The sequence below is a fragment of the Mycobacterium sp. SMC-13 genome (assembly GCF_045311035.1).
Taxonomy (GTDB): Bacteria; Actinomycetota; Actinomycetes; order Mycobacteriales; family Mycobacteriaceae; genus Mycobacterium.
The window spans coordinates 43,815-57,150 of sequence record NZ_JBJIAI010000013.1 but is presented as its reverse complement, the minus strand read 5'-3'; the positions used below and the strand labels follow the sequence as shown (position 1 = coordinate 57,150).

12 protein-coding genes are annotated in these 13,336 nt (G+C 64.5%); 9 read left to right on the top strand and 3 right to left on the bottom strand.

Annotated features, from left to right (window positions below; genetic code table 11):
- The first annotated feature begins 7 nt into the window (after window positions 1-7).
- On the top strand, window positions 8-1,372 hold the full coding sequence (locus ACJH6I_RS19410; protein ID WP_318987290.1) for a cytochrome P450: 1,365 nt from the start codon (window positions 8-10) through the stop codon (window positions 1,370-1,372).
- Window positions 1,373-1,476: 104 nt separating this feature from the next.
- Here ACJH6I_RS19410 and ACJH6I_RS19405 read toward each other — a convergent pair whose 3' ends face one another.
- Window positions 1,477-2,097, bottom strand: coding sequence for a helix-turn-helix domain-containing protein (locus ACJH6I_RS19405; RefSeq protein ID WP_318987289.1), 621 nt, complete (start codon window positions 2,095-2,097; stop codon window positions 1,477-1,479).
- A gap of 248 nt (window positions 2,098-2,345) precedes the next feature.
- Here ACJH6I_RS19405 and ACJH6I_RS19400 point away from each other — a divergent pair, with 248 nt between their 5' ends.
- The gene (locus ACJH6I_RS19400; protein WP_318987288.1) at window positions 2,346-3,053 is read left to right on the top strand and encodes a dienelactone hydrolase family protein; all 708 of its coding nucleotides are present in this window, start codon (window positions 2,346-2,348) and stop codon (window positions 3,051-3,053) included.
- A 13-nt stretch (window positions 3,054-3,066) separates the two neighbouring features.
- Entirely contained in the window at window positions 3,067-3,345 is a 279-nt protein-coding gene (locus tag ACJH6I_RS19395) for a WhiB family transcriptional regulator (protein WP_318987287.1), read from the top strand.
- Between the two features lie 5 nt (window positions 3,346-3,350).
- Here the strand turns inward: ACJH6I_RS19395 and ACJH6I_RS19390 are convergent, their stop codons facing one another.
- Window positions 3,351-4,829 (bottom strand): APC family permease, encoded by a 1,479-nt coding sequence (locus ACJH6I_RS19390; protein ID WP_318987286.1) that lies wholly within the window; start codon window positions 4,827-4,829, stop codon window positions 3,351-3,353.
- Window positions 4,830-5,364: 535 nt separating this feature from the next.
- Window positions 5,365-6,861, bottom strand: a complete 1,497-nt coding sequence (locus ACJH6I_RS19385) for a gamma-aminobutyraldehyde dehydrogenase (RefSeq protein ID WP_318987285.1) — start codon at window positions 6,859-6,861, stop codon at window positions 5,365-5,367.
- Window positions 6,862-6,975: 114 nt separating this feature from the next.
- Here ACJH6I_RS19385 and ACJH6I_RS19380 point away from each other — a divergent pair, with 114 nt between their 5' ends.
- The 6 genes from ACJH6I_RS19380 to ACJH6I_RS19355 all read left to right on the top strand — a co-directional run bounded on the left by ACJH6I_RS19380 (window position 6,976) and on the right by ACJH6I_RS19355 (window position 13,333).
- The gene (locus ACJH6I_RS19380; protein WP_212806785.1) at window positions 6,976-7,497 is read left to right on the top strand and encodes an Lrp/AsnC family transcriptional regulator; all 522 of its coding nucleotides are present in this window, start codon (window positions 6,976-6,978) and stop codon (window positions 7,495-7,497) included.
- Window positions 7,494-8,879: an aspartate aminotransferase family protein gene (locus ACJH6I_RS19375; protein WP_318987284.1), complete on the top strand. Its 1,386-nt coding sequence runs from the start codon at window positions 7,494-7,496 to the stop codon at window positions 8,877-8,879. Before ACJH6I_RS19380 ends, ACJH6I_RS19375 begins: the two co-directional genes overlap by 4 nt.
- A 126-nt stretch (window positions 8,880-9,005) precedes the next feature.
- On the top strand, window positions 9,006-9,818 hold the full coding sequence (locus ACJH6I_RS19370; protein WP_318987283.1) for an alpha/beta fold hydrolase: 813 nt from the start codon (window positions 9,006-9,008) through the stop codon (window positions 9,816-9,818).
- 225 nt (window positions 9,819-10,043) lie between these two features.
- Window positions 10,044-10,979, top strand: coding sequence for an asparaginase (locus ACJH6I_RS19365; protein ID WP_318987282.1), 936 nt, complete (start codon window positions 10,044-10,046; stop codon window positions 10,977-10,979).
- Between the two features lie 33 nt (window positions 10,980-11,012).
- A complete protein-coding gene (locus ACJH6I_RS19360) occupies window positions 11,013-11,720 on the top strand; it encodes a FadR/GntR family transcriptional regulator (RefSeq protein ID WP_318987281.1) in 708 nt (235 codons plus the stop codon).
- A 125-nt stretch (window positions 11,721-11,845) separates the two neighbouring features.
- Window positions 11,846-13,333 (top strand): amino acid permease, encoded by a 1,488-nt coding sequence (locus tag ACJH6I_RS19355; protein ID WP_020102427.1) that lies wholly within the window; start codon window positions 11,846-11,848, stop codon window positions 13,331-13,333.
- Window positions 13,334-13,336: the final 3 nt, after the last annotated feature.

Sequence of the window (13,336 nt, the reverse complement as noted above, 5' to 3'; positions counted from 1 at the left end):
ACCCAACATGGTCGACCAATCACGCCCGGACGTCGCGTCACTACCGCTACCACCGGTGAATCCGCTGCCTCGCAAACAACGTCTCGCCGCGTGCCGTTCCTTCCACACCGGCACCGATGTCCTGCGCGACGCCGGCGGCCCGGTCACCCGCTTCACCCTCGCGCCGAAGTGGCTGATGCCTCCCCTGGTCGTCGTCACCTCCCCGCAAGGCATCCGGGACACCGTCACCTGCCACGACGGCTCGATCGACAAGACCAGCGACGTCAGCCAGGAGCTCGAGCGCATCATCGGCGCCAACCTGTTCGTCGTCGACCATGAGCACTGGCTGCCGCGCCGACGCACGATCCAGCCCGTGTTCACCAAGCAATCGGTCGCCGAGTTCGGTGGCCACATGTCCGAGGCTGCCGAAAAGGTATGCGCCAGTTGGGACGACGGCGCCGAGATCGACTTGGACGCCGCGGCCCGACGGGTCACGATGCGCGCACTCGGCCAGAGCGTGTTCGGGGTCGACCTGAGCGATCATGCCGAGTCGATCGACGCACCGATGCGCGTGGCCGTCTCCTATGCGGTGTCTCGGGCGATCAACCCGGTGAGCTTGCCGCGCTGGGTTCCCACCCGGGCGCGCCGGCGTGCGTACGCGGCGGCAGCGACGATCCGCAAACTCGCGCTGGATGTGGTGAAGGCATGCCGGGCCGATCCTGAGATGAACGCGCCTCTGGTGCAACAGTTGATCGCGGCGAAAGATCCCGACACGGGTAAGCCGTTGTCGGACTTGGACATTGCCAACGAGCTGCTGATCTTCATGTTCGCCGGCCAGGACACGACCGCGACCACGATCACGTACGCACTGTGGGCGCTGGGCCGTAACCCGGAGATGCAGGACCGCGTCCGTCAGGAGGCGTCCCGATTCGGCGACCGCGAACTGACTCCCGATGATGTTGCCGGCTTGGGATACACCATCCAGGTGCTCAAAGAGTCGATGCGGTTGTGTCCGCCAGGGGCAACAGGTTCACGGATGGCCACTCGCGATGTCGCCGTGGCCGGGTACCGGATTCCGGCCGGCACGATGATCGTCATGGGTCGCATGTCTGTGCACCGTGACCCCAGCCTGTGGGACCGGCCGCTGGTGTTCGATCCGGAGCGATTCACCGAAGCGAACAGCCGCGGTCGTGACCGCTGGCAGTACATCCCGTTCGGCGGCGGTCCACGCGGCTGTATCGGTGACCATTTCGCGATGCTGGAAGCCACGTTGGCCCTGGCAACCATCGTGCGTTACGCCGAAATCGAGTCGCTCGATGACGAATTCCCGATGGTGGCCCCCTTCACGCTCGTGGCCGGAGGACCCATCCGGGCCAGGATCAAGCTGCGCTGACCAACCGCCGCCCTTCGGTGAGCGTGCGGTCCTGCGAGCAGTCTGGGTCGAGCCGGCCGACAACCCCTCGTATGTCGGCCGGCTCAACCCGTTGAATTCGTGGTCTACTCCACGGCGCGGAGTTGGCCGTGCCGGATAAGTGCGGTGACGGCTTCGTCCCAGCGGCGCAAGTTCTCAGGTTCGAGGAAAGCACCCGGGATGTGTCGCTCGATGTGCTTTCGAAACAGGATGGTTCCCGCGCGCACAATCAGCGGAAGCAGCGCACCCCACTCCGGGTCAAGGTCTTCACGGGTCAGCCCCATCTTTTCGAAGTGGACTCGCTGAGCCTCACTGATGGCGAACATGCCGTCGAAGATGGTTTCGCCCACGCCTTCGGGTTCGAGCATCTGCATGCAGATGTACTCGAGCACGTGTGGCTTTTCCGAGATGACCTCGGTAAAGCGATGCCCCATGGCGACCAGCGTTTGCTCTGGTGGAGCGTCGGGGTTCTGAATCTTGGCGGCCAGCGCGTCGATCGCATGATCGTCGACTGCGGCGATCAGATCCTCTTTGGCCTTGAAATGGTGTTGAACACGCCCGACGCTGACGCCCGCCGCGTCGGCGACGTTTTTCAGCGTCGCCGCCTGCGTCCCGCGTTCCGCGAATACGGTCAGCGCAGCCTCGATGATCATCTCGCGGCTGGTGGGTTTGGCCGGTTCGCGTCGACGTGTGAACACGGTCTCCATGCGAGTAGACAATACATCGAACTCGTGTCACGATTCGACTGTATCGGCAACCAATATCGAAAACTTGGTTAACGGTACAGACATATCGGTACGGCCGGTTGCGTATCGCCGCAAACTGGAGCGCCAAGCCCACACCGCGAGGCAAACGCCGCAGTCAGGAAGAGATCAGGAAACATGACCGATTCGGCATTGCGCGCGCCAGCCGGCCAGCCGAACGCAGGTGCCACGACACAGCGAACGGGTATCTGATGCCGGCGATCACCTACCCGGCCCCGACGGGTCCCGTTCCCGGATATCTCGCGGCACCCGACGGCGCCGGGCCGTGGCCCGCGGTGGTCGTCATCCAGGACGTCCGCGGACTCACCGCCGACATCCGCCGCAGCGCTGACAAATTCGCCGAAGCCGGCTATCTGGCGTTGGCTCCCGACCTTTACGGCGGACACAAGCCCAAGATCCGATGCGTCGCCAAGACCATCCGCTCACACTTCACCGGTGAAGGCCCGGCTTACGACGACATCGAGGCTGCCCGTTCCCACCTTCTGGCCGACCCACGCTGCAGCGGCAAGGTCGGGATCGCCGGCTTCTGCATGGGCGGGGGCTTCGCCCTCGTCGTCGCCGCGCGCGGCGCATACTCAGCGGCCGCATCCATGTACGGCCTGGCCCCCAAGGACATCGACAGCCTGGAGCGATCCTGCCCGGTCGTCGCGAGCTACGGAGCCAAAGACCGCATCGTGAAAAAGGGTGCGGCCCAACAATTGCAGACCGTGTTGGCGCGCACGGGCATCGCCCATGATGTCAAGGAATATCCCCTTGTCGGCCACGCCTTCATGAACGACTTCGGCCTACCCCGCGTTCTCAAACCCGTGGAAACCCTTGCCCGAATGGAGTTCTCGGAGTTGGAGGCCGAAGACTCCTGGCAGCGGGTCTTCGCGTTCTTCGAAGACCATCTCACCTGACAGGTCACCAAACATGACCGCAATACTGCAGAAGTCAGCTATTCCGTCGCGAATGCCGCCGTGCACGTTTGATCCGGACCGGTGGGTCAATGCCGGGAACGACGCCGAGGTGAAGGCGTTGTGCCGCTCATGCCCGCGCCGCGCACGTTGCGCCATCGAGGCCATCAACACCCCGGGCATCTCTGGCGTCGTTGCCGGCGTGCATGTACCCGATGGGGGCCGCCCCCGCGCTTTCGCCCTGCGTCAGCTGCGAGCGGTGGCGGCCCTCACCGGGATGCCTGAAATACCCTGACTACCTCACGCGAATTCAGCCGGCTCGGGCGCCGGCTCCGCATCCACCGACGATTCCCGGGTCTGCCTGCGGGCAATGCGGGCCGGACCAGCGACGTACCACGCGGCCGCGGCCAGCAGCACCGCAAGGAAGATCCACGGCATCAAAGCCGCCGGCCAGGCCGGGAGTGGGTACACGTTGCGGTAGAAGACGTACCCGAGGCAGCCGGTGACAGTCATTCCGATGATGACGGCGGCACCGATGCCGGCCTGTGGCGCCAGGCGCCGCACCAGAATCGGGATACCCAGTCCCATCAGCATGTAGGCGACCATGTAGCCGAAGGTCCCCAGGGTTCCGGTGTAGGAATACACATCGAGTTCGTTGATTCCGCTGAGTCCCAAGCCAAGTGCTGCGACCAGGGCAGCCACGCTGAGCAAGATGATCGCTACATGCGGGGTCTTGCGGATGGGATGTGTCGCCGCCATCTTGCTGTGCACGAGCTGCGACTCCCCCATCGATCGCAGTACCCGACTGGCCGCTGTCAGTGAGCCGGTCACGCAGGCGAAGTTCGAGGCCACCGCGCCCAGATCGATGCCCAACGCAAGCCAGTGAAAGCCAAGGCCATCGGCCAACGTGTTCAACGGCGTTGCATCGGCGGCCAGGTTGTCCGCACCACCGAATCCGACAATCTGCGCGTAAGACGCGTACAGGTAGAGCGCGCCCGCCAGGAGCGCACTGCCCGTGACGGCCCGCGGGATCGTCCGCTGTGGGTCCTTGGCCTCGACGGACAAACACGCGGCCGACTCGAAGCCGACGAAGCCCAGGGTCGCCAACACCATGCCGCTGACCACCTGTTGCACCGTGATGCCTGCGGGCATGAGCGGCGCAAGGGTGAAGCCGTGATGAAGTAGAACCATGGTGCACACCAACAGAATTGCTCCGATTGAGAGCACCTCGAGCACCACGCCGGTCCATGCGGAGATCCGGACGCCGCGGATCATCATCCAGGCCGCGCAGACCACACACAGGATTTCCAAAACCACCGTCACCGAAATCGAGGTAGCGGGCGCGCCGGCGCTCACCGGTGGAGCCACTCCGAGAAGGGGTTTGGTGTACTGCGAGAATTGGGCGACGCAGCCGACGGAGATGAGCAGATACCCGAGAGCGAGACCGGTCGAACCGACGAAACCGACAGCTCTACCGAACGCGGCCGTGATATGTGAGAGCAGGTCCTCCCCTGGCCGCAACCGCGCGGCCCGGGACACGCACCAGCCCACCAAGAGCAGCACGCACAAGGAGACGGCGTAGGAATACAAGGTGCCTGCGCTGGCGCTGGCTGCCACAAGCGTTGCGCCGGAAACCATCACGGCACTTGGCGCGATACCGGCCGTCGATTGCGCGACGAGCTCGACACCGCTCATACTGGCGGCCGCAAGCCCGGTATCCGCATTCTGCTGAGCATCTCTGAGTTCCTCGAGCCGCTCGACATTGGATATAGACGGCATAGATCGGCCTCCTCATGGTGATTGGTCGGTCCACGAACACGGCGCGGACCGCATGCCGGCTGCAGTGCCGACGGCTGGGGTGTGGGCTAAATGACCTAGCGGGGCAACCGCTTTCGGTTCACCAGGCAACTTTAGAGTCGGGTTGTTACGAGAAGTGACGACGAATGTTAAAAGCGCCGACAAATACATTCGTCATTCACACTGAATGACGCGGCATTGGACAGCGGAGACCGGTGTCACGTGGATGTGTATTCGCGGCGAGTCGGCGCGCGTTTCTGCAGATACAGAAAATTCCGGCTATCACCCAGCGCTGGAACCAGCGAGCCGACTGTCGCGCCGGGCCGCATACCGAATAGCGTTGTAACACAGAATATCTGGATGGTCAGCGCAGATTTCGGGCGACTTCAGAGCACCCGATGACAGGTGATCCCAGCGCGCCGTTGTGACGCCCATTCACAAACTCTGCATTTCCCCGGAATTCATCGATAAGAATCTTTCACAGGGCTTTGACAGCTACGACTGCCGTCAGCGTGAACTACTTCCTATTGGTGAAGATGATGCGGTGCCATTCTTTTTCGGCGACCGAGGTGATGTCGCTCATCACGTGCTTGATGGTCAGGTATTCCTCGAACGAATAGGCACTCATGTCCTTGCCGAACCCGGAAGCACCGAAACCGCCGTGCGGCATTTCGGAGATGATCGGGATGTGATCGTTGATCCACACGCAGCCCGCCTGGATTTCGCGCGATGCCCGCTGGGCTCGGTACACGTCACGAGTCCACGCCGAGGCCGCCAACCCGTACTCCGTGTCGTTGGCCTGCCGTAGCGCATCGTCATCGTCGATGAAGGGCCGCACGGTCAGCACGGGGCCGAAAATCTCGTCCCGGTAGATCTCGGAGTCTTCCGCAACATCGGCGATCAGGGTCGGCGGGTAGAACGTACCGGGACCCTCGGGCATGGTTCCGCCCGTCACGATCCGGCCGCCCTGCTCCTGGGCCCGCTCCACCATGCCGGCGACTTTGGTCCGGTGTGGCGTCGAGATCACCGGTCCCAGATCGGTATTCGGGTCGTGCGGGTCGCCGGTGACGACCTTGCCGAACAGTTCGGCAACTCCGGCCACAAAGTCGTCGTACAACGGTTGCGCGACGATGGCGCGGGTCGCCGCGGTGCAATCCTGGCCCGTGTTGATCAGCGATGCCGCCACCGCACCATGGATCGCGGCATCCAAGTCGGCGTCATCGAAGACCACGAACGGAGCCTTGCCGCCGAGTTCGAGCTGGGTGCGGTGGCCATGGACGGCCGCAGCTGCCATCACTCGTCGCCCGACTGCCGTCGAGCCGGTGAACGTCACCATGTCGACATCGCGATGCCCGGCAAGGGCTGCGCCGACGTCCGCGCCCAGCCCGGTCACGACGTTGAACACGCCTTCGGGCAGCCCCGCTTCGCCGGCCAGCCGCGCCAGCGTGAGCGTGGTCAGCGGCGTGATCTCGGCAGGCTTGATCACCACGGCACAACCAGCCGCCAACGCGGGCAACGCCTTCCAGACCGCCATCTGCAGCGGGTAGTTCCACGGCGTGATGGTCGCGACCACCCCGACCGCCTCGCGCCGGATGCTCGACGTGTGATCGGCCGAGTATTCGGCACTGGCCTTACCCTCGAGGTGCCGGGCGGCACCGGCGAAAAAGTCGATGTTGTCGACGCTGCCGGGCACGTCGAAGTTCGCCGCCAGCCGGACCGGTTTACCGGTCTGCCGCACCTCCTGATCCACGAGCTCGTCGGCGTTCCCGGCGGCCAGTTGGGCCAGCCGCGCCAGAACCGTGGCGCGCTCGGCCGGAGTTGCCCGGGCCCAGCTCGGCTGTGCGGCGCGGGCCGCAGCTACTGCAGTGTCCACATCGGCGGGTGTCGCCAGCGCATATGAGGCCACGACAGCACCTGTTGCCGGATTGATGACGTCGAACGGACTGCCGTCCGTCGTCACGATCTTTCCGTTGATGAAGCTACCTGCGACGACCTCGCCTCCACCTGCGCTCACGATCTAGCACGCTACCCCAAGACTGCTGCGGTTTCCACTCGAAATCATGCTTCCTACGACTGATTCCGTCGTACATGTTGTGCTGAACGACGAAATCCGTGCACAATTGACGCCATGGCCATCTCCGATGCACCGCCTGATGCCGCTGCGCTGCCTGCACGAAGTAACCAATCTCGGGGCGGTGCCGCATTCCAGCTCGACGAGCTCTCGAAAGAGATCATCGAGCAGCTGCAGCAGGATGGCAGGCAGTCCTACGCCGCCATCGGTAAAGCGGTCGAACTATCGGAAGCGGCCGTGCGCCAACGGGTCCAGCGCATGATCGACTGCGGCGTCATGCAGATCGTCGCCGTGACCGACCCCGTTCAAATGGGCTTCGGACGCCAGGCCTTGATCGGCGTTCGCTGCACCGGTGATACCACCAAGGTCGCCGACAAACTCGCCGCCATCGAGTCTGTCGACTACGTGGTGCTGACCGCCGGCACCTTCGACATCATCATCGAAGTCGTCTGCGAAGACGACGGCCACCTGCTCGACCTGCTCAACAGCAAGATCCGAGCCGTGCCCGGGGTGTTGTCCACCGAAACGCTCGTCTATCTCAAACTCGTCAAACAGCAATACAACTGGGGCACGCGATGACCACAATCAATGCAGCACAATCACTTTCAACCGACTTGGCAGCCAAGGCCAAGCGGCACCTGTGGGGCCATTTCGCCCGCCATGGGGCCGACATCACCCCGCCCATCATCACCCGCGGCGAGGGCGTCACCATCTTCGACGACCGCGGCAAGAGCTACATCGACGGGCTTTCGGGCCTGTTCGTCGTACAGGTCGGGCACGGCCGCGAAGAACTCGCGGCCGCCGCTGCCCGGCAGGCCGAGCAACTGTCCTTCTTCCCGTTGTGGTCCTACGCAACGCCGACCGCGATCGAACTGGCCGAGCGCATCGCCAACTATGCCCCAGGCGACCTGAACCGAGTCTTCTTCACCACCGGCGGCGGCGAAGCGGTCGAGAGTGCCTGGAAGCTGGCCAAGCAGTTCTTCAAGCTGACCGGAAAACCCGGCAAGCACAAGGTGATTTCGCGTTCCATCGCGTACCACGGCACGCCGCAGGGTGCGCTGGCGATCACCGGCATCCCGGCTTTCAAGGCGCCGTTCGAACCGCTCACCCCCGGCGGCTTTCGCGCGCCGAACACCAACTTTTACCGGGCGCCCGATGCCTACGCCCACGACCCGGAGGCCTTCGGCCGGTACTGCGCCGACCGCATCGCCGAGGCCATCGAATTCGAGGGCCCCGACACCGTCGCCGCAGTGTTCCTGGAGCCGGTGCAGAACGCGGGCGGCTGCTTCCCACCGCCGCCGGGATACTTCCAGCGTGTCCGGGAGATCTGCGACCGGTACGACGTACTCCTGGTGTCCGACGAGGTGATCTGCGCCTACGGCCGCATCGGCTCGATGTTCGCCTGCGACGATTTCGGCTACGTCCCCGACATCATCACCAGCGCAAAGGGTTTGACGTCCGGCTACTCCCCGATCGGCGCGATGATCGCCAGCGACCGCCTGTTCGAACCCTTCAACGACGGCAAGACGATGTTCGCCCACGGCTATACCTTCGGCGGCCACCCGGTGTCGTCCGCGGTGGCGCTGGCCAACCTCGACATCTTCGAGCGCGAGGGCATCAATGACCATGTCAAAGCGACCGCCCCGGCATTCCGGGCAACACTCGAGCAGCTGTACGACCTGCCGATCGTCGGCGACGTCCGTGGCGAGGGATTCTTCTACGGCATCGAGCTCGTCAAAGACAAGGCCACCAGGGAGACCTTCAACGGCGAAGAGTCCGAGCGCCTGCTGCGCGGCTTCCTGACCCCAGCGCTGTGGGAGGCAGGTCTGTACTGCCGCGCCGACGATCGTGGCGACCCAGTGATCCAGCTGGCTCCGCCGCTGATCAGTGGGCAGAAGGAGTTCGACGCGATCTACGACATCCTGCGCGTCGTCCTCGACGAAGCGGGGCGTCGTCTCTAGGAGCGTCGGTCCGACACGTCGCGCACAGCGACCTTGGAATCCAGCCGGTTCAAACGGTGGGCCGGCGGTGGCGAATCGGCCACGGTGGCAATCGAATACACAATTCACCACCGATACGGAGCCCACATGCCCTTCTTCGACGGCGCCGCCGGACGGATCTTCTACCGGCACTGGACCTTCACCGAAAACCCGGCCGCAGCCCTGGTCTTCTTGCACGGTTTCGGCGAGCACTCCGGTCTCTACCACCGGTTCGCCGCCGAACTCGGCCGCCACGGCATCGATCTGTGGGCACTCGACCAGCCCGGCCACGGACTGTCCGACGGCGCCCGGGGCGACGTCGGCACCTTCGCCGATGTCGTCACCAATGCCCGCACGCTCACCGCACTGGCCGTCCAACAGGGCCCCGACGTCCCGTTGGTGATCGCCGGGCACTCACTCGGCAGCGTAGGCGCGCTGCTCACCGCGATCGAGGACACCCACCGGTACCGCGCCGTGGTGGTCAGCGGAGCGGCCCCAGATCCGCTCCAGTGGCTCAACGAGGCCGACTCGGCCCAGCCGTTCGAGTTGGAACTCGACGCGCTGTCCGCCGACCCCACCTACCGCGACGAACTCGTCAACGACCCACTGGCGTTCACCGGTGCCGACGTGGTGGGCCTCCTGTCCCAGCTCTTCCCGCCGGCGTGGCGGCGCCTCGAGGCCGAGTTGCCGGAGCTGGGGCTACCGATCCTCGCTGTACACGGCGAGCACGACACCATCGCGCCGCCGGCTGCAATCCTGGGCTGGCGCGACCGACTGCCGCGGCTGCGGGTCGAGGTCATCGAGGGTGCCGCGCACGACGTGCTCAACGAAGTCGCGCACCGTCGGGTCGCCGACCTCATCGCCGCCCATGCCATCGCCCAGCACGCGCCCGGCACGATCGACGCCGAGGTGCCGGCGTGACCCGGACGACAACTGTGAACGGTTATTCCGTTACACGACAGACACGTTCGTGAGAGTGGTCAGTCCCCAGCGGGCCCTGCGTGCTCTAGCGGGCTGAGTCCCCGTCTTGCCTGACGGCAGCCACCGCCGTCGAGGAGGATTTCCACCTCCGCAATAATCTGTCTGACAGATTTGGCATGCTCGTGGTACAAATGGCGCTTTGGGCCGGATCTGGAGGAGGCGACAGTGCCAGTTGCAGTGCTGACCACCGGTGGCACAATCGCCAGCGGCCGCAGCTGTGATGGCCGTATCTCTCCGTTGGCGCGGGGCGCGATCAGCCACCTCATCGGTCCGGATGTTCTGGTGCGCGACGTCATGGCGATCGACTCCTCGACGATGTCGTTACAGCGGATGACCTCCCTCCGCAACGCCGTTACCGAGGTGCTCGATGATCCTGACACCGATGCGGTGGTGATTTTGCATGGCACTGACACCCTCGAGGAGACCGCAATGTTCCTCGATCTCTTCCACGACGATCCCCGTCCGGTGGTGGTGACCGGCGCGCAGCGGCCTGCCGACCATCCCGACCCCGACGGGCCGCACAACATCTCGTTTGCAATACAGGCTGCGCGCAGCGCCGACTCGCGCGAGCAAGGAGTGCTGATTGCGTTTGGTGGCCAGCTTCTAGCCGCCCGGGGCGCGCGCAAGGCTCACACCACCCAGCTCGATGCCTATCGGCAGTACGCACCGGCCGCTCAGCGTCCCGCGGCGTTACCTTGGCACCCAGCAATCGGCCAACAACGCGTCGACATCGTCGCCCTGTATCCGGGCGCCGACCGAACGCACATCGATGCCAGCGTGTCGGCCGGCGCGCGTGGGATCATCCTCGATGCGATGGGTTCAGGCAATGCCAACCCGAATATCCTTGGCGCCGTGAGCGATTGCATCCTGCGTGGTGTCGCCGTCGTGGTCACCAGTCGGGTGCCCGATGGTGTCGTCGAACCGGTCTACGGGGGTAGCGGTGGCGGTCACGACCTGATTGCCGCCGGCGCAATCGCCTCTCCGTGGCTACGGGCAGCGCAGGCTCGCATCCAGCTGGCCGCGCTGCTGGCCTGCGGCGCCGAGCGAGACCAGATGGTCGACGCCTTCGCCGAAGCCCGCGACCCCGTCGCGCCGCGTTGACAGCGTCCGATCAGCGCGCGCACCCTAAGAGGCGTGAATCTGCCTTATAGCTGGACAGATCGGCCCGCGACGATCGTGCGGCGCAACGCAACCGAAGCAGTGCTCGAGGATCTGTGCACGGCCATCGAAGCCGGCGACCTGCCCATCGGAGCCAAGCTGCCACCGGAAGCCGCGCTCGCCGAGCGCTACGGGGTCAGCCGCTCTGTAATCCGCGAAGCGTTGCGCTCCTGCCAAACCTTGGGCTTGACCTCGACGAAGACCGGCTCCGGAACCGTGGTCGTAGCGTCGCATGCGGCCTCACCGCGTTACGGCAAGTTCTCGGCACGGGACCTCATCGAAGCGCGTCCCTACATCGAAGTGCCCGCCGCCGGCTGGGCCGCGCGTCGGCGCACCGACGCCCAACTGGCCAACCTGACGCGCATCAACGACGCCATGCAAGCCGAGACCGACCCAGCGCTGTGGGTTCAGCTCGACACCGAATTCCACCTCACCATCGCCCAGACCTCGGGCAACGAAGTGTTCACCACCGTCGTCGCAGCGATCCGTGACGCACTTGGCCAGCAGTCCCGGATCCTCAACGCCGCCTTTGCTGAACGCAGATCTGCATCCAACGCCGAACACGGCAGGATCCTCCAGGCCATCGCCGCTGGTGACTACGCCGACGCCAGCGAATGCATGCGCCGGCACCTCGACAAGGTGGAGCAAGCCGTCACCGAACTCGCCGGAGACACGCCCGCCTGAGTCCTCCAAGTCGCGGCCGTCGCGACCGCTGACTTCCTATTGACGCGGACAGTGACCCATACCACACTCAGCATGAAAGCTGTCTGACAGCCTGGCAGCTGGACCACATATTGAATGGGAGTCCGATGGCGACGGTGCCAACCACCACCGACCCGACAGCGCGCCGAAAAGCTGTCAACCTGACCCGCGAGGATGAGGGCTATCACAAGGGCCTCAAGCCGCGGCAGCTGCAAATGATCGCGATAGGCGGCGCCATCGGGACTGGCCTGTTCCTCGGGGCGGGCGGCCGACTGCACTCCGCGGGACCGGGCCTCTTCCTGGCATACGGGGTGTGCGGCATCTTCGTGTTCCTGATCCTGCGCGCCCTCGGCGAACTGGTGTTGCATCGGCCCTCATCGGGCTCGTTCGTCTCCTATGCGCGTGAATTCTTCGGCGAGAAAGCCGCCTACGTCGTCGGCTGGATGTATTTCCTCAACTGGGCGATGACCGCCATCGTCGACACCACCGCGATCGCCACGTATTTCCATTTCTGGAAGGCGTTCGACGTCGTGCCGCAATGGGCGGTGGCGCTAATCGCGCTCGTGATCGTGCTGTCGGTCAACATGATCTCGGTCAAATGGTTCGGCGAGATGGAATTCTGGGCGGCGCTGATCAAGGTGATAGCGCTGATGGCGTTCCTGGTCGCAGGAACCATCTTCCTGGCCGGACGCTTCAAGATCGACGGCCAGAGCACGGGATTCAGCATCTGGTCACATCAAGGCGGGCTGTTTCCCACCGGCGCGCTCCCACTGCTCATTGTCACCTCGGGGGTGGTATTCGCCTATGCCGCAGTTGAATTGGTGGGCACCGCCGCCGGTGAGACAGCTGAGCCCGAGAAGATCATGCCGCGCGCCATCAACTCAGTCGTCGCTCGTATCGCGATCTTCTACGTCGGATCGGTGTCGCTGCTGGCATTACTGCTGCCTTACACCGCCTATAAGGCCGGCGAAAGTCCTTTCGTGACGTTCTTTTCCAAGATTGGCTTCGGCGGCGCCGGCGACATCATGAACATCGTCGTGCTCACCGCCGCGTTCTCCAGCCTCAACGCCGGCCTCTACTCAACCGGCCGCATCCTGCGGTCCATGGCAATGAATGGCAGCGCCCCGAAGTTCACCGCACGGATGTCCAAACGGGGCGTACCCTACGGCGGCATCCTGTTGACCTGTGCGATCTGCCTTTTCGGCGTGGTGCTCAACGCGTTCAACCCCGGTCAAGCCTTCGAGATCGTCCTGAATATGGCCGCTCTGGGCATCATCGCCTCGTGGGGCACGATCGTGTTGTGCCAACTGCGACTGGTCAAGATGGCCAACGCCGGCACCATGAAACGACCAAAGTTCCGGATGCCATTCACCCCCTACAGCGGCTACCTCACCCTGGCGTTCCTCGTCGCCGTGCTGGTCTTGATGGCCTGCGACGCACCGGTGGGCACCTGGACGGTCGGGACACTCGTTGTGCTCATCCCAATGCTGATCGCCGGCTGGTATCTGGTGCGAGGGCGCGTGCGAGCCGTCGCGCAAGAACGCCTCGGCTATACCGGCGAGTTCCCCGTCATCGCCAACCCACAAGTGGATTGAGAG

What these genes read in the sequence shown, in the direction of transcription:
- ACJH6I_RS19410 (WP_318987290.1), top strand. Translation starts at nt 8, where the DNA reads ATGGTCGACCAATCACGCCCGGACGTCGCGTCACTACCGCTACCACCG.
- ACJH6I_RS19405 (WP_318987289.1), bottom strand. Translation starts at nt 2,097, where the DNA reads ATGGAGACCGTGTTCACACGTCGACGCGAACCGGCCAAACCCACCAGC.
- ACJH6I_RS19400 (WP_318987288.1), top strand. Translation starts at nt 2,346, where the DNA reads ATGCCGGCGATCACCTACCCGGCCCCGACGGGTCCCGTTCCCGGATAT.
- ACJH6I_RS19395 (WP_318987287.1), top strand. Translation starts at nt 3,067, where the DNA reads ATGACCGCAATACTGCAGAAGTCAGCTATTCCGTCGCGAATGCCGCCG.
- ACJH6I_RS19390 (WP_318987286.1), bottom strand. Translation starts at nt 4,829, where the DNA reads ATGCCGTCTATATCCAATGTCGAGCGGCTCGAGGAACTCAGAGATGCT.
- ACJH6I_RS19380 (WP_212806785.1), top strand. Translation starts at nt 6,976, where the DNA reads ATGGCCATCTCCGATGCACCGCCTGATGCCGCTGCGCTGCCTGCACGA.
- ACJH6I_RS19375 (WP_318987284.1), top strand. Translation starts at nt 7,494, where the DNA reads ATGACCACAATCAATGCAGCACAATCACTTTCAACCGACTTGGCAGCC.
- ACJH6I_RS19370 (WP_318987283.1), top strand. Translation starts at nt 9,006, where the DNA reads ATGCCCTTCTTCGACGGCGCCGCCGGACGGATCTTCTACCGGCACTGG.
- ACJH6I_RS19355 (WP_020102427.1), top strand. Translation starts at nt 11,846, where the DNA reads ATGGCGACGGTGCCAACCACCACCGACCCGACAGCGCGCCGAAAAGCT.